The 15,137-nt window shown below is 67.2% G+C and carries 17 protein-coding genes, 1 tRNA gene and 1 riboswitch; of the genes, 8 read left to right on the top strand and 10 right to left on the bottom strand.

Annotation, left to right across the window (positions count from 1 at the left end; all coding sequences use genetic code 11):
* Positions 1 to 1,151: 1,151 nt before the first annotated feature.
* Both ACWF4Z_RS37750 and ACWF4Z_RS37755 read left to right on the top strand, forming a co-directional pair.
* Entirely contained in the window at positions 1,152 to 1,595 is a 444-nt protein-coding gene (locus ACWF4Z_RS37750; protein ID WP_452248044.1) for a rhodanese-like domain-containing protein, read from the top strand.
* A 100-nt stretch (positions 1,596 to 1,695) separates the two neighbouring features.
* The gene (locus ACWF4Z_RS37755; protein ID WP_452248045.1) at positions 1,696 to 2,541 is read left to right on the top strand and encodes an SAM-dependent methyltransferase; all 846 of its coding nucleotides are present in this window, start codon (positions 1,696 to 1,698) and stop codon (positions 2,539 to 2,541) included.
* A 6-nt stretch (positions 2,542 to 2,547) separates the two neighbouring features.
* Here ACWF4Z_RS37755 and ACWF4Z_RS37760 read toward each other — a convergent pair whose 3' ends face one another.
* Together ACWF4Z_RS37760 and ACWF4Z_RS37765 are read right to left on the bottom strand one after the other, a co-directional pair.
* Complete coding sequence (locus tag ACWF4Z_RS37760; RefSeq protein WP_452248046.1) at positions 2,548 to 3,048, bottom strand: tetratricopeptide repeat protein; 501 nt, start codon at positions 3,046 to 3,048, stop codon at positions 2,548 to 2,550.
* A 24-nt stretch (positions 3,049 to 3,072) separates the two neighbouring features.
* Positions 3,073 to 4,362 (bottom strand): FAD-binding oxidoreductase, encoded by a 1,290-nt coding sequence (locus ACWF4Z_RS37765; RefSeq protein ID WP_452248047.1) that lies wholly within the window; start codon positions 4,360 to 4,362, stop codon positions 3,073 to 3,075.
* Between the two features lie 75 nt (positions 4,363 to 4,437).
* On the opposite strand from ACWF4Z_RS37765, the gene pdxR reads away from it, so the two are divergent.
* Both pdxR and ACWF4Z_RS37775 read left to right on the top strand, forming a co-directional pair.
* On the top strand, positions 4,438 to 5,850 hold the full coding sequence (gene pdxR, locus ACWF4Z_RS37770) for a MocR-like pyridoxine biosynthesis transcription factor PdxR (protein WP_452248048.1): 1,413 nt from the start codon (positions 4,438 to 4,440) through the stop codon (positions 5,848 to 5,850).
* A 74-nt stretch (positions 5,851 to 5,924) separates the two neighbouring features.
* Complete coding sequence (locus tag ACWF4Z_RS37775; RefSeq protein WP_452248049.1) at positions 5,925 to 6,668, top strand: GNAT family N-acetyltransferase; 744 nt, start codon at positions 5,925 to 5,927, stop codon at positions 6,666 to 6,668.
* Here the strand turns inward: ACWF4Z_RS37775 and ACWF4Z_RS37780 are convergent.
* A complete protein-coding gene (locus tag ACWF4Z_RS37780; RefSeq protein ID WP_452248050.1) occupies positions 6,658 to 7,569 on the bottom strand; it encodes an MBL fold metallo-hydrolase in 912 nt (303 codons plus the stop codon). The two genes, ACWF4Z_RS37775 and ACWF4Z_RS37780, sit on opposite strands and share 11 nt — an antisense overlap.
* Positions 7,570 to 7,707: 138 nt before the next feature.
* Between ACWF4Z_RS37780 and ACWF4Z_RS37785 the strand changes: the two genes are divergently transcribed.
* Positions 7,708 to 8,589, top strand: a complete 882-nt coding sequence (locus ACWF4Z_RS37785; protein ID WP_452248051.1) for a LysR family transcriptional regulator — start codon at positions 7,708 to 7,710, stop codon at positions 8,587 to 8,589.
* Positions 8,586 to 9,458, top strand: coding sequence for a serine hydrolase (locus ACWF4Z_RS37790; protein ID WP_452248052.1), 873 nt, complete (start codon positions 8,586 to 8,588; stop codon positions 9,456 to 9,458). The genes ACWF4Z_RS37785 and ACWF4Z_RS37790 overlap by 4 nt, the downstream gene beginning before the upstream one ends.
* Before the next feature lie 2 nt (positions 9,459 to 9,460).
* Here ACWF4Z_RS37790 and ACWF4Z_RS37795 read toward each other — a convergent pair whose 3' ends face one another.
* The 6 genes from ACWF4Z_RS37795 to ACWF4Z_RS37820 all read right to left on the bottom strand — a co-directional run bounded on the left by ACWF4Z_RS37795 (position 9,461) and on the right by ACWF4Z_RS37820 (position 13,564).
* Positions 9,461 to 9,850, bottom strand: a complete 390-nt coding sequence (locus ACWF4Z_RS37795) for a RidA family protein (RefSeq protein WP_452248053.1) — start codon at positions 9,848 to 9,850, stop codon at positions 9,461 to 9,463.
* A gap of 9 nt (positions 9,851 to 9,859) precedes the next feature.
* Positions 9,860 to 10,633, bottom strand: a complete 774-nt coding sequence (locus ACWF4Z_RS37800; RefSeq protein ID WP_452248054.1) for a thiazole synthase — start codon at positions 10,631 to 10,633, stop codon at positions 9,860 to 9,862.
* A 1-nt stretch (position 10,634) separates the two neighbouring features.
* On the bottom strand, positions 10,635 to 10,841 hold the full coding sequence (thiS, locus tag ACWF4Z_RS37805; protein ID WP_452248055.1) for a sulfur carrier protein ThiS: 207 nt from the start codon (positions 10,839 to 10,841) through the stop codon (positions 10,635 to 10,637).
* A riboswitch (TPP riboswitch) is annotated at positions 10,832 to 10,942 on the bottom strand. It overlaps the preceding gene by 10 nt.
* Before the next feature lie 7 nt (positions 10,943 to 10,949).
* Positions 10,950 to 11,756 carry a DUF5937 family protein gene (locus ACWF4Z_RS37810; protein WP_452248056.1) on the bottom strand — a complete coding sequence of 269 codons (807 nt, stop codon included), beginning with the start codon at positions 11,754 to 11,756 and terminating at the stop codon, positions 10,950 to 10,952.
* Between the two features lie 374 nt (positions 11,757 to 12,130).
* Entirely contained in the window at positions 12,131 to 12,784 is a 654-nt protein-coding gene (locus ACWF4Z_RS37815; protein WP_452248057.1) for a G5 domain-containing protein, read from the bottom strand.
* Between the two features lie 147 nt (positions 12,785 to 12,931).
* Positions 12,932 to 13,564: a hypothetical protein gene (locus ACWF4Z_RS37820; RefSeq protein ID WP_452248058.1), complete on the bottom strand. Its 633-nt coding sequence runs from the start codon at positions 13,562 to 13,564 to the stop codon at positions 12,932 to 12,934.
* Positions 13,565 to 13,681: 117 nt separating this feature from the next.
* Here ACWF4Z_RS37820 and ACWF4Z_RS37825 point away from each other — a divergent pair.
* Positions 13,682 to 13,754, top strand: a tRNA-Lys gene (locus ACWF4Z_RS37825).
* A 55-nt stretch (positions 13,755 to 13,809) separates the two neighbouring features.
* Here the strand turns inward: ACWF4Z_RS37825 and ACWF4Z_RS37830 are convergent.
* Positions 13,810 to 14,199, bottom strand: coding sequence for a tyrosine-type recombinase/integrase (locus tag ACWF4Z_RS37830; protein WP_452248059.1), 390 nt, complete (start codon positions 14,197 to 14,199; stop codon positions 13,810 to 13,812).
* A 298-nt stretch (positions 14,200 to 14,497) separates the two neighbouring features.
* On the opposite strand from ACWF4Z_RS37830, the gene ACWF4Z_RS37835 reads away from it, so the two are divergent.
* Entirely contained in the window at positions 14,498 to 14,677 is a 180-nt protein-coding gene (locus ACWF4Z_RS37835; RefSeq protein WP_452248060.1) for a hypothetical protein, read from the top strand.
* Positions 14,678 to 15,137 lie beyond the last annotated feature (460 nt).

Consider the following 15,137-nt stretch of genomic DNA (forward strand, 5'->3'; position numbering starts at 1 on the left):
TGCTTCTGGGCTGCCATCTCGTGGGTTATCCGGTGAGTTTGTCGGTTCTCGGGTGAGATTTCGGTGGGAGAAGGGACAAGCTCATGGGGTAACCCCGCGAGTTGGAGGTCGCTTGGCCGGGGTGACCCCACCATTTGATGGGCTGGCCGGTCTCGGGTCTGTCCAGCAGCACCCCGGGACCGCCACCCACCACGATCCACCACGGTGAACACACCGGTGTCCCGCCCAGACCGACCCGTCGGCCTCACCACAGTCCACCCCCGTGAACACGCCGACGTCCCACCCGGCCAGGTTCGTCAGCCTCACCACGCTCCACTCCCGTGATCACACCCCGCGCGTGCGACTACTCGGGTGAGCGGCTCCGGAATAGCTGCGATCCTTCCCTGGTCGGGGTGGTGTGGGTCAAGGGTCGTAGATCGCGCAGCGACGCCGAAGGCGCCCTTGATGCACGCCGCACCGACTGGCACGATCACGCAGCCCGGAGACCGCGACACCACAGTCCCTCCACGGCCCGGCCGCAGCGCATTCGTTCTGCGCACACCAGCCGAGCGGCGGATCCACCATCCGCGCCCCCGCCGAAGGCGGCAGCAGGTCAGCCGCCGCGCAGCGGGGTCCGTTGCATCCGCGACACCACGGTCCCTCCGGAAGGCCGGGCCGCAGCGCAGTCGTTCTGCGCACACCAGCTGGGCGGCCGATCCACGACCCGCGCACCCGCCGAAGGCGGCGACAAGACAGCTGCCGCGAAGCGGTGTCCTTGCACCCTCGACACCACAGTCCCTCTGCAAGGCTCGGCCGCAGCGCAGTCCTTCTGCGCATATCAGCTGGGCGGCGGATCCACCATCCGCGCCCCCGCCGAAGGCGGCGACAAGGCAGCCGCCGCGGAGCGGTGACCGATTGGCTCACACCTGTGTCTCTCCGGAAGGTCCAGACGCGTCACGGTCGTTCTGCGCACACCAGTTGAGCGGGGGTTCCACGACCCGCGGCCCGCCGGAGGCGGCAACACGAGCAGCGGCCGCGGACGGTCGCCGGTCTGCTCACACTGAGCTACCCAGTCCTGGCGGGATCTTGTTGGGCTGGGTCTTTTCTGCCACTGGTTTGAGGTGGTGGGGATGGCTGACGCTGGTGGCTCGCGAAGGTGAAGGAGTTGGATCATGACTATTGCCGCTGCTACTCAAGAGGCTGCGGTTGCGCATTTTGCTGGCAGGTTGTCGTTCGAGGCGGATGTTTCGGATGTGGCGGCCGATATCGGGGCTGGGGTGACCGGGTGGGTGTTGATCGACAGTCGTAGTCAGGAGAGTTGGGACCAGGGGCATGTTCCCGGTGCGGTTCATCTGCCGACGCGTGAGATCGCGGCGCGCGCGGCGTCCGTCGTACCGGACGGGGTTTTGGTGGTGACGTATTGCTGGGGTCCTGGGTGTAACGGGGCGACGAAGGCTGCGTTGGAATTCGCCAAGCTGGGATATCCGGTGAAGGAAATGATCGGCGGATTCGAGTACTGGGCGCGCGAAGGGTTGCCGGTGGAGACGGCCGACGGGATCGACCGGCGGTTGCCCGATCCGCTGACGGCTCCGCGTGGCGTTGGGTGTGCGTGCTGAAAGGCTCGTATTTACACAAGGTTGAACTCCTCGTGGTGAGAGGCTGACTGTCTGTGCGATAACCTCGACAGAGCACCGGCGCCCACGGCGAGGAGACAGTGTGACTGACCAGCCGACCGGAGACCGCGGGCTGATCGCGCCTGGAATCGACACCACACGGCCGAGCGTCGCGCGGGTGTACGACTACTTTCTCGGCGGCAAGGACAATTACGAGTCCGATCGCGAGCTCTATCGGCAGATCATGAAGATCGCGCCGGAGGCGCCGGAGTGGGCCCGGGTGAACCGGGCCTGGCTCGGCCGGATGATCGGCTGGCTGGCCGGAGAGGTCGGGATCGCGCGGTTCCTGGACGCCGGTTCGGGACTGCCGACGGCGCAGAACACGCACCAGATCGCCCAGGCGAGCAACCACGCGGCCTCGGTCGTGTACATCGACCGCGATCCGTCGGTGGTCGTCCACGGGCGGGCTCTGTTGCTGGACAACGACCGGACGTTCTTCGCCGCCGCGGACCTGACCCGGCCGGAGGATGTGCTGAGCGATCAGGCCGTGGCGGACCTGCTCTCCGACGGTGAGCCGGTCGCGCTGGTGATGGCGCTGATGCTGCACTACGTCGACGATCTCGGCGAGGCGCGCGCGATCATGCGACGGTACGTCGACGCCCTGCCACCGGGGTCGTATGTGGCGATCAGCCACGCGTGCAATCCCCGCGACGGCGGCGCGATCGATCAGATGGCGGGGCAGTTGATGGAGAAGGTGAAGGCTGCGTTCCCGACGCTGACGTTCCGGACGGTCGAGGAGATCGGATCGCTGCTGGACGGGCTCGAGGTCCTCGAGCCCGGCGTGGTGAGGCTGGCCGAGTGGCACGCTCCCGGCGGCTTCCCGCCCGGGGACGACGAGCTCGCCGGCGCGCGCGACGTCATCTACGGCGCGGTCGCCCGCAAGGCCTGACGAGCCTCAGAGGTTGGCGACGTAGTCGGCGTTGCCGCGGATCGCGGCTTCGTAGCGCTTGATCTCGGGGGTGTCGACGCGGTCGGCGATGACCAGGAGCAGCGTGGCGAGTGCCTTGTCCTTCTGGCCGGCCGCGTGCAGCGTGAGCGACTTGAAGACGCGTAGCGAGTCCGACTCGGGGAACTCGGCGCACGCCTTCTTGAAGACGTCCAGTGAGTCGTCGAAGCGGCCGAGGTTGCGCAGCGTGCTGCCGTACTGCAGCAGGCACTTCCGGCGGGTGTCGCCGGTCAGGTGCGGGAGTGCGCGCTCGTAGTACCCGATCGCCTTCTCTTCCTGGCCGTCGGTGTCGTACGAGCCGCCGACCTCATAGAGCACGTACGGGTTGTCCGGGTGCTCGGTCAGCAGCCGCTGGAAGAAGTCGATCGTCGGCTGCATGTTCGCCCGGTCCCGCCGCGCAAACCCTTCCTCGATCGTCGCGGCGAGGTCGGGTGTCAGTTCAGTCGTCACCTGTCCATCATGCCGCGCCCTGGATCAGGCCGCGGACTCGGCCGTCGTCGTACCGGGCTGGATGTTCTGATTCAGGTGGAAGACGTTGGCCGGGTCGTACGCCGTTTTCAGGGCGGTCAGCCGGGTCAGCTTCGCCGGCGGGAAGGCCCGGTTGATCGGGTCGCCGTTGAGCGTGTTCAGGTAAGCGCCCCCGGCGTACGGCTCGAGAGTCGCGGCGTACGCGCGGAGCTCGGCGATCCGGTGCTCGTCTTCGGCCGGGTCGTCCCAGCGCGTCGACGTGACGAACTCGAACAGCGTGTCCCGCTGGCTGAACGCCGCGTCGTCATCGGGGACGTCGGCGATCGCGCCGCCGTACGCCTGCAGACTCGCGGACACACCCGGAGTCGCCAGCAACGCCCGGATCGCGTCGTCCGGCAGCGACTTGAAGTAGTGACCCTTCCAGTACCGGCGGTACCGGTGGCCCTGGATGCTGTCGTCCCGCGTCTGCAATTGCAGGTACGTCGTCTCGTCCACAACCTCATCGCTGACCGGCCCGAGCGCCCGGAACGCCGCAAGCAGCTCGTCCCCGCCTTCGCCGACCCACACGTACCCAACCGTCACCGAGTCCGGCCTGACGACCGCAGTGAACGTCGCCTCCCGTGGTGCCGTCTCGTTCAACGCCCGCCACCCGCGCAGTACGTCGAACCCCGCCGACGCCGGAAAGGTGAACTCCGCGCTGAGTGCCCGCGTCCCCACCTGATGCAACCGGAACTCGAACATCGTGACGATCCCGAAATTCCCACCCCCACCGCGCAGAGCCCAGAACAGCTCGGGGTTCTCATCGGCGCTCGCCCGCACCACGGAACCGTCCGCGGTCACCACCTCGTACGACGCCACGTTGTCGCAGGCCAGACCGAATTGCCGTGCCAGCCACCCCATCCCACCGCCGAGCGTGAGCCCGCCGACCCCGGTGTGCGAGACGTTGCCCGCAGTCGTCGCCAGACCGTACTCCTGCGCAGCCTTGTCCAACTCACCGAGCAACGCACCGCCCTGAACCCAGGCCAGCTGCTGTTCCGGATCGACCCGGACCGCGTTCATCGGCGTGAGGTCGATCATCAGCCCACCCTCGGGCACGGCCTGACCGGCGATGTTGTGACCGCCGCAGCGGACCGCGATCTCGAGCCCGCTCGACCGGCCGAACCGGACCGCGTTCACCACGTCCTCGGTGCTCGCACAACGGGCGATCACACTCGGCCGCCGGTCGATCATCGCGTTCCAGACGGTCCGGGCGTCGTCGTAGCCACGGTCGCCGGGGTGCAGCAGCAATGCGGTCATCGGTCTCACTCCTCATTGATCTGGGCTCTGGATCAACCCTGACAGCGCAGCGGTACTCCGATAAGGTCCAGTTGTGTGAGCAGAATCAGGACCAGTTCAGGGACCGGTGAGCTGCTCGTCGAGCTCCGGCGGGATACCGGCGTACCGCTGCATCAGCAGGTGGAGAGCGGAATCCGGACGCGCATCCGGGCCGGGCTGCTGCGCGCGGACACCGTGATGCCATCGACCCGCGCGCTCGCGACCGACCTGGGGCTCTCGCGTGGCGTCGTGGTCGAGGCCTATCAACAGTTGGTCGCCGAGGGGTACCTGGTCAGCCGTGGCGGCGGCTACACGCAGGTCGCCGACATCGCGCTCGTCGAAGCCGCGGCCGTCGCGCAGTCGGTGACCGGCCCGCCGCGGATCGACTTCCGCTACAGCCGGCCCGACGTCTCGCAATTCCCCCGCGCGGCCTGGTTGCGATCCGTCCGCCGTGTCCTGAACGAGACGCCGTACCGCAGCCTGGCCTATCTCGACGGTCGCGGCACCGAAGAGCTGCGTACGGCGCTCGCCGACTACCTCAACCGGGTCCGCGGTACGGCGGCCCGCGCGGAGAACATGCTGATCTGCAACGGGTTCGCCCAGGGATCGCGGCTGATCCTGCAGGTCCTCGCCGAGCAGGGATATCGACGGCTCGCCGTGGAAGACCCGTCCGACAACGATCTCCGCGAGGTGGCGACCAAGGCCGGTCTCGAGGCGGTCGGTGTACCCGTCCTGGAGTCCGGAATCGATGTCGACGCACTCGAGCGGTCCGGGGCGGACGTCGTACTGGTGACGGCGGCGCATCAGTTCCCGACCGGGGCGGTCGCGTCCGCCCAGACGCGGGCAGCGCTGGTGGCCTGGGCTGCGCGCGGCGATCGGCTGGTGATCGAGGACGACTACGACGCGGAGTACCGGTACGACCGGGAGCCGATCGGCGCGATGCAGGGGTTGGCTCCCGATCGCGTGGCTTACGCGGGTACGGCGAGCAAGACGCTGGCCCCTGGATTGCGTCTGGGGTGGCTGATCCTGCCGGCCCGGCTGGTCGAGCCGATGTCGCGCGCGAAGCTGATGGACGATCGCGGGTCGCCGGTGTTCGATCAGTTGGCGTTCGCCGACTTCGTGGCCCGGGGCGAGTTCGATCGGCATCTGCGCCGGATGCGGCCGCGCTACCGGTTGCTGCGGGACACGTTGGTCGAGCGGCTGGGGGCGCGGCTGCCGGAGTTCGAGCCGGTCGGGGTGTCGGCGGGGCTGCACGTGATGGCGTTCTTGCCGCCTGATCTGGCCGAGACGCCACTCGAACGCGCCGCCCGCGAACGCGGGCTGGGGGTCTACGGGCTGGCGCCGTACTGGGTGTCGGGATCGGGGCCGGCCGGGCTGGTCTTCGGGTACGGGTCGCTCAGCCAAAAAGAAGTTGTCGAGGGCATCGATCTGCTCGCGGACGTCATCGGCTCGCTGCGGACAGCGTCCTGACCAGCGGCCCGCGGAGCTATGAATAAATATTCAATGTCTTGCAATCTGATCCGCTGAGTTCTACGCTCGGTGGAGTGATCAGCGCAGCTCGGATGGATTCCCTGATGAACCAAGGCTGGCCTGCCGAGGCCAAGACCGAGCTGGACGGCTGGTTGGTCCGACGCAACGCCGGTGTGACGCTGCGAGCGAATTCGGTGCTGCCTGCGCGGACGCCGTTCGACGTCGGAAAAGCCTTGAATTACGTCGAAAATCTGTACGAATCCCACGGCATCACACCGTCGTTCCAGATCACTCCGGCGGTCCAGCCGTCCGACCTCGATGCCCATCTCGAGGCGCGCGGTTATCAGGTGAAGACGCCGACATTGGTGCAGTACGCCGAGATCTCCGAGGTGCTCGCCAAGCTGCCGACACCGTCGGTCGGGGTGAATATTTCGTCGGCTCCGACCAATGACTGGATGGATCTCTGGTGGAGCATCGACGGGCGGGGTGGTTCGGCTGAGCAGGCGGCGGCCCGGGAGATTCTCGACCGCGGGAACGCTGTGTACGCCGTCGTACCCGAAGGTCGGCCGGCTCGCGGGATCGGGCGGCTCGCCCTGGTCGAGGACACGGCCGGGCTGTACTGCCTCGCCGTCGACGAGCGTTTCCGCCGGCAGGGGATCGCACTCGCGGTGATCCAGGGCTTGTTGCAGAAGGCAACGACACTGGGCGCGCGGTGGGTCTGGCTCTGCGTGCTCGCGGACAACGAGCCGGCCCGGGCCCTCTACGACCGCTTGGGCTTCCGGACCGTCTCGCAGTACCACTACCGCGTCAAAGCGTGACCTTCTGCAGGTGATCCAGTACGACGAACTTCGCGCCGGTCTTCTCGACCGAGGCGCGGAGTGGGGCCAGATCGGTCCACGGGACACCTGGCTCGTCGAGCGGCTTGTCGAAGTCGTCCCAGTGCGTGGCGATGACCGTCTTCACCGGCTTGATGGTTTGCAGTAGCCGATCGGTGATGCCGGGCTCACCGCCGGGGGCCGCGAACGCGACGTCGACCTGAAGGCCGCGCAGCGCGTTCGGGTCGAAGTTCGCCGTACTCAGACTGAGGATGCGCAGGCCGCCGATCGTGATCACGAACGCGAGCGTGCCGCCCTCGACCAGGTCCTCGATCACCCGCGGACGCGGCGGGACCGACTCCAGGTGGTAGCCCGGCCAGGCGTAGGTGTGCCGCTCACCACTGCACGAATGCAGCGACGGGAACACCTCGATCGTGAAACCGCCGAACGGTAGGTATTCGCCGCCGCGAACCGGGGAGAGCAGGTCCGCCGGGGTCCGCATCGCCTTGAGCAGGTTGACGTGGGTCTGCGTACCGAGGACGGTCGCCTGCGTCTTCTTCGCGACGTACGGAACGTCGGCCATGTGGTCGTAGTGCGCGTGGTGGACCAGGATCGCGTCGGCCGTGGTGAGGTGGCGATCGATCACCTCGGGCTTGATCACCAGCTTGGTCTTGGGGTCCGCGCCCTCCGGGGTGAACGTGCCGGTCTTGAAGCGAGTCAGCCACGGATCGGTCAGTACGACGCTGTTGCCGGACTTGAGCTGCCATGCGTGCGTGCCGAACCAGGTGATCTCCACCGGCGTCCGCTGCTGGGTCATTGTTTCGGTTTCTGCTGTGGCGACCTGCTCGCGGGTCGCGGCTCCGATCACACCGGCCGCTCCGACCGCGGCTGCGCCGGTCAACATGCCTCTGCGACTCACCTTCACGCTGTCTTCTCTCGCCGTACCTGAGCCTTCAGTCAAGGTGAAGCGAGCGCGGCATGTCGAATATGCTCTGACGCATGATCCGATTGTCTGGAGATATCGCCGCAGGTCAGCTGGGTCATGCTGACTGAACGGCATCTGCAGATCTTCATCGCGCTCGCCGAGGAGCAACACTTTGGCGATGCGGCCCGGGCTGTCGGTATCACCCAGCCGCCGCTGTCCCAGGGCCTGCGCCGGCTGGAGGCGCTCGTCGGTTCGAAGCTGTTCGAGCGCGGTCAGGGTCGGGTCGAGCTGACCGCGGCCGGGGCCGCCCTGCTTCCGTATGCGCGGCGTGCGCTGACCTCGATCGAGGAGCTGCACCAGGCCGCGATCGGGAGGGATCCGGAAGGCCCGGAGATCCGGCTTGGACTCGCGCCGGAGGTTCCGCCGTCGGCCGGAGCCGCGGTGGCGGCGGCTTGTGGTGCGGTCATCCCGGGGAGCCGGGTGACGGTTGTGTCTGCGCCGACCAGTTCGTTGGTTGGCCAGGTCGGTACGGGGCGGCTGACGGTGGCCGCCGTACTGCATCCGACTGTGCTGGACGGGCTGGAGGCCGGGGCGGTCACGTTGCTGCCGACGTGGGCGCTGGTGCCGACGTCGTTGACTCCGGATGACGGTTCGGAGCTGAAGTTGCGGCGGTTGGGTCGGCTGCCGGTCGCCGTTCGGCCGCGGGCGGAGGCTCCGGCGGCTCGGGATCTCTTCCTGGACACATTGGCGTTGCATCGGCCGGAAGGTGGCACGGTCGTGGTGACGGATGAGCGGGCCGGGCTCGCGATGGCTGCGGCGGGTCAGGCGATCGTGGTGACGGCGGATCCGGCGTTGGCCGCCCCGGGGATCGGGCGGCATCGACTGGTCGACGACCCGCTGCCGGTGCGGCTTCGGCTGGTGTGGTCCCGGACGCGTACGCCGTTCCTCCGGCCGACGGACGTGATGGCGCAGCTGACGGACGCCCTGGTGATCTCATGAATGTGCGGATCAGGGGCGTCTTCGAGGATGCCGGCGTACGGGGTTGGCTGCATGCGGTCTCGCTCGACGATTCCGACGCCACGGTCGAGGTCGATGCGGATGACGTCGTACCGATGGCGTCTGTTTACAAGCTGCCTTTACTGGCTGGGTTCTGCCGGTTGGTGGATCAGGGTGAGGTGGATCCGCGGACGCGGGTGACGTTGGATCCGTCGACGCGGACGGACGGACCGACCGGGTTGGCGCTGTTCGCGGATCCGGTGACGGCGTCGCTGCGGGATCTCGCGCTGTCGATGATGACGGTGTCGGACAATGCCTCGGCGGACGCGTTGCTCGACGTTGTCGGCGTACAGCGGTTGGCCGCGCTGCTCGAGTCTTTCGGTCTGCGACGGACCTCCGTACGGCGGGGAACCGCTTCGCAGCTGCGGTACTTGCAGCGGTTGACCGGTCTGTCGAGTCCGGATGCGGCCCTCGCCGTACTCGCGGACAACGATCAGACCGATCCGGACGGGGTCTACGACGCGGCGAACGCGTCGGCGAGCTGTCCGCGGGACCTGACGCTGCTCTTGCGGCGATTGTGGGCGGGTGAGTTGCTCTCGACCGAGCAGACCTCGTTTGTGCGGGCGACCATGCAGCGACAGGTGTTCCTGCAGAGGTTGGCGTCCGGTTTCCCGCATGACGAGGTGCTCGTCGCGGGGAAGACCGGGACGTACGGCGCTCTGCGGCATGAGGTCGGCGTGGTCACGCTGCCGGGTGGCGCGGCGTTCGCCGTTGCTGTGTTCACTCGCAGCGCTCGGGGTGACTTCCGACAGCCGCGGGTCGACGCTGCCATTGGCGAAGCGGCGCGGATTGCGGTGGATCTGTTGCGCTAGCCTCAGATGATGGCGTCGGCCTCGACCTCGACCAGGGCGTCGGGACTGAACAGCCCGGCGACCTGCAGGGCCATCGAGGCGGGTGGATTGTCGGTGTCGACGTACTCGTCGCGGGCCGCGCGGAGTGCCGGCAGATACGCGATGTCGGTGACGTAGAAGGTCAGCTTCACCACATCGGCGAACGTGGCACCCGCGGCCTTCAGGCAGGCTTCCAGGTTGGCGAACACCTGCCGGGCCTGCGCGGCCGGATCCCCGACTCCGACGAACTTTCCGTCGCTGTCCAGCGCGACCTGCCCGGAGATCGCCACCCACTGACCAGGCCCGGTCACGACATGGCTGTATCCCTTGCCGGCGGCAACACCGTCCGGTTGTGGGTACGAGAACTTGCGCAAAGGTCTTCCTCAGAAGGTCGGTAGGCCGGTGGTAGGGGATGAGGCGTGGGCCGATTGCCACCGTTTCGGGACGCGGCCGGCCAGGCGTGCGTTGCGACCGGCCGAGATCGCGTCGCGCATCGCCGCGGCCATCAGCGCGGGCTTCTCGGCCCGCGTGACCGGGGTGGCGAGCATGACCGCGGAGCAGCCGAGCTCCATGGCCAGCGCCGCGTCACTCGCCGTACCGATGCCTGCGTCAACGATTACCGGGACGTTCGCGGCCTCGACGATCAGCGCGAGGTTGTGCGGATTCCGGATGCCGAGCGCGGAACCGATCGGCGCGGCCAACGGCATCACCGCAGCGCATCCCGCCTGCTCCAGCCGGCGCGCGAGGATCGGGTCGTCGTTGGTGTAGGGGAGGACGGTGAAACCGTCGGCCACCAAGGCATCTACGGCGTCGAGGAGCTCGATCGGGTCCGGCAGGAGCAGGTGGTCGTCGGCGACGACCTCGACCTTGATCAGGTCGGTCTGCAAGGCCTCCCGGGCGAGCTTGGCGGTGAGGACCGCCTCGGCGGCGGTGTGGCAGCCGGCCGTGTTCGGCAGGACGTCGATGCCGTGCTTCGTGAGTACGTCGAGGACCGAGCCCTCGTGGCCCGTGCCCAGCCGACGCATCGCGACCGTGGTCAATTGGGTGCCGGAGGCAATCAATGCCTCCTCCATCACTTCCAGGTTGGCCGAACCGCCGGTCCCCATGATGAGTCGCGACGTGTACGTGCGGCCGCCCAGCTCGAACGGATCATCCATGTCAGCCTCCTTGGACCGCACTGACGATCTCGACCCGATCGCCCGGCTTCAGGGTCGTCTCCGCCCACTCGGCCTTGGTCAGCACATCCTCGTTGATCGCCACCGCGATCCCGGTCTGTCGGTCGGAATACTCCCGCACCAGCTCGGCGACGGAGCGACCCGGGGCGACGTCGGTCGCCGAACCGTTCACCCACACAGGCTCTTGCATCGCTTCCTCCCTACGCCGGAATTACCCGATTCAGGTTCAGCGGTCGGTGACGGTCCGGTCACCCTCTCAGCCCACTCCTGCAAGCTCCCGCGGAGTTTCGACTATAGCTCAGGTCGGATCGGATCCGGTCAGGAGTGCGGCGAGCTCGGTCGGCCGGTAAAGCACTTGTTTACCGGTACGTTCCGGCTCGACCAGACCGGTACGACGCAGCAGTTGAAGGTGCTGGCTCACGGCCGACGGCGTCACCTTCAGCTCGCCGGCCAGGTCGGTCGTGGTGCGCGGATGCGTGAGCAGCGTGAGGATGTGGGCGCGCGGCGTACCGATCAATTGGGCGAGATCCTGTCGTGAGGGCGGTTCGACGACGGACCACAGGTGGGCCTGGCCGCGCGGCGGGTACCCGAGGATGGGCGCGGCGCCGACCTCCATCGGGATCACCGCATGCGGCCCGAACAAGGTCGGCTGCAGGACGAGTCCGCGGCCGTCGACCTTCTCGGTGCGGCTGGGGTCGCTGACCTGGTCGACCTTGAGTAGTCCGTCGCTGTAGGTGATCGCGGGGCCGAGTCCGTTGAGCATCGCGTCGGTGCCGTGTTGGGTCAGGATGTGTCCGCGGTAGCTGATGTCGGCGGTGAGGATCGCGCGCATCCGATCCCAGTACGGCGCCATGACCGCGTCCCAGTACTCGCGGAGTGCGTCGACGACCTTGACGGGGTCCAGATCCTCAGGTCTCGCGTTGTTGACCGCAACGAGTTGGCGGTCGAAGGTTTCGGGGTCGACGTCCGCGATGATCGCCAGTTCGTCCTCGAGTTGCGTCAGGGGCGACGTCGGCCGGGGTGTCAGGAAGTCGGGGCTGCCCATCGTGTCGTTGACCAACCACTTCAGAACCGACCAGTCCAGCTCCTGTAGACGAGGCTGCACTGCCCGAACCCACCGCAACTGCAGCGGAAACCGTCCAGGGTCCCTCAGCGCCCGCAACGACAGAACCATCTCAGCGGCCGGCGAAACCGCAAACCGAACCTCCCCCAGATCCTGCGGCCCCAACACATAAACCAGCACCCGCCCACCCTAGATCGTGCTGCCGATCTCCAGCCCATCACAATCACCCGCGACGACCGGTGCTCACGCTCAGCTGGCGCTGTCCGTGGCGATTGTGATGGCCTGGGGATCCGGCCTAACCCGACTTGCGGATGATGAGTCCGCAGGTTCGTGATTGAGCCGGCCGCGTGCGTGGCGCTGCCGGCTGGATCAGCCTTTGGTTAGGTCAGTCGTCGGCTGGTTCGGTCTGCGGCTGGTCAGTCCTCGCAGCCGATGCCGTCGTGGTCGCGGTCCAGTCCGTAGATGTCGGACCCGATGACCTCGACCGGGCCCGCGACGTACTCCGGACCGTTGCCGCTGCCGCCCGAACAGTCGACGTCGCTGGCGATCGGGACGCAGCCGCTGTAGTTCGGGTCGCAGCCGGACGATTCGGTCTCCTCGACCTGTGTGCCGACGGCTGTCACCTGCGTCGTCGGCTGCTTGGAGACGTCCTGCCGGACCAGGCGCTTCGCCTTCTGTACGCCGTTCACCCACGTGATCTCATAGGTCAGCTTGCGCGTCCCATCGACCCCTGCCGTCCGGATGGTCTTCTCGCCCTTGGGCATCGAGTCGTCCGTCACCGTCTTCTTCTTGAACGGGATCGTGCGGTACTCGAACACCCTCGTCTTGGTCGTGATCGGCTTGACGATCGCCGGCTTGGTCGTCGTGGGCGGTTCGATGGTCGGCGTGGCTGCCGTCGTCGGCGGTGTGGTCGGTGTGGTCGGTGTGGATGTGGGTGTGGAGGTCGGCTTGGTGATGGTGGCGACGCTCGCGGGTGGGTCGGCGACGTCCGTCGTACCGGATGATGGTCCACAGCCTGCCCCGACGACCAGTAGAGCGGCCGATGCGAGCGCAGCACGAATGAAAGGCACAGTTCCCCCCAACCCGCCGTCGGTTCCCCCCGCGGCGGGATTGTCAGCGCCCGGACTTCCCGGGCGAAGTCCGATGCATACCACCGTCACGCTGCGTCACGCGAGAGTTCGGCCGGCTTCTGCGCCGAACCGCGTCGTTTTCGTGACCTACTGGCCCACGCCGGCCAGGACGGCGACCGCGATCCCCGCGAGCAGCCCACCGATCCCCATCACGATCAACGGCACCGAACTGACCGCCGGCTCCGGCACCTGCCGCTGGAACACCGCGAACAACCGCTCCTCAGCCGGCCGCACCTCGCGCAACAACACGGCGGACACGAGTCCGTTCTCCAAGCCGGCATGCCCGGCGCTCACCGCAGCCCGCAGTACGCCGACGACCACCGCCCCCGCCGCCACAATCAGCACCCCGACCAGCGCCACCGTCGTCTGCGCAAGCTCGACCTCCGACGACGGTGAGACAACCCGCTTCACCACGTCGAACCCCCACACTCCGAAGAACCCCAGCACCCCAGCGGCCAGCCCGATACTCCAGCACACCGCCGTCAACGGATTCTGCGTCCGCACCGCCGCCGCAAACGCCCGCGCATCCCCGGCCAGGTCCCCCGCGTCCCGGACCAGTCCCTCGTACGCCGCCAGCGCCTCAGCCCGTGCCTTCAACGTCACCCCGATCACAATCCGATCGGCCAACCCCAACGTCCCCGCCTGCGAAACGATCTCCCGCCAGGCATCCACCACCTCACGATGCCCCTCAACGATCGCCGCCCGCTCAACAACCCCCATCGTCGTACCCCCTAAGCTCCCCTCCCACGGACGGTACGCCGCCAACCCGACCCCGAACACCCATCACCCCCACCCACCCCCCAATCCCCTGGACAAACCTGACACACTGGACCCCAAGGGCCTCTAGCTCAATTGGCAGAGCAGCGGACTTTTAATCCGCGGGTTGTCGGTTCAAGTCCGACGGGGCCTACAAAACCCCAGGTCAGAAGCCTGACCCGGGGCCTGTAGTCGCCTCCACCCATGGTTTACCCCATGGTTTTCGTCTCCGGCTCACCTCCCAGCGCATGTTCCAGCGCTGTTGCCGCCTTCGGGTTCTTCGCCTTCCGGCCCATATAGACGTCCTGGGTCATCGACGGTCGGGCATGGCCGAGCTGGTCGGCGATCTCCCGGGCGCTCTGGCCTGCATCGTCCAGGAGCGTCGCGGTGGTCTTCCGGAACACGTGCGAGGTCAGCCAGGAGAACGCGTCCGCGTCGATCGGTTTCGATGCGTCTTCGATCAGCTCCAGTAGCTCGGCCCGCTCTGGCTCGCGGACCTTGTACAGGGTGAGCAGTTCCTCCGCGTCGTCCACTGGCAGCCTCAATCGGGCTTGCTCGATCAGACCGAGCCGGAAGCCCTTCCACCCGGGTCCGGCCATCGCCTGGGTCGGCGTGAGTCCAGCGTCTCGCCGGAGCCTCAGCAGACGCTTGCTGAGAGCTCGCCGCTTCCGGCTGCCGATGGGCGATCGAGCCTTTCGGAGATCCCGCGTGACGTTCGAGGGGTCCCGGAACCCGCCCTTTGGAGTCAGCAAACATTGGTTGCTCGTCGGGTGCGCCTACCTCCGCACGCTTCTGCAGCATTACGAGGCACCAGGTCGGCACCATGAGAACCCGCTCACCAGCACGCGACTTCGTGCGAACGCGGATCAATCCGTGCCCCGTCGCGCGAATGACCTGGTGAGTGATCTCTCCCTTCCCCGCCACCAGGTCGACCTGGGACCAGAGCAGACCCAGCGATTCGCCGATTCGTACACCGGCGCCGAGCATGAAGGTTGTCAGATCGGGCAGGTCGGCGGCCACGGCCTCGGGGTCGGTGCGGATCTGGTTGAACCAAGCCTCGCGTTCGGCTGCGGTTAGCGCGCGGGGTGTTTTCTTCGGCTGGCCCTCGATTCGCTCGACGTCCCTTACCGGGTTGACCGGAATGGCGCCGTACCGGATAGCAACGCCGACGATTCCGGAGATGATCGTTCGGCAGCTTCGAGCGGTCGCTGAGCCGACTTCGTCTCGGATCGTGCGAACGACCTTGTCAAGCACTGGAGTGTTCGGCTCGCCCAGGCGGAGGTTACCGATGCATTACCGACGACGATGCTGGAACAACACACACCCGAGGCGTTGGATACCCCCAGGAGCGGCCATCTTGTCGCTCACAACAGCGCTTTGGTCACTGGTTAACGACGTCGGACAATTCGTCCGACACTAAGGCGCCGTTGGTCCTTCCTGAACGCTAGTGGACCGTTTCTGAAGTTTGGTGACGGTTGGCTTTCTTGAGGATCTGGTCGGGTGTTTGGGTCCAGACGAAGGGATGGCAGCGGTCGTT

The sequence above is a fragment of the Kribbella sp. NPDC055071 genome (genome assembly GCF_053608045.1).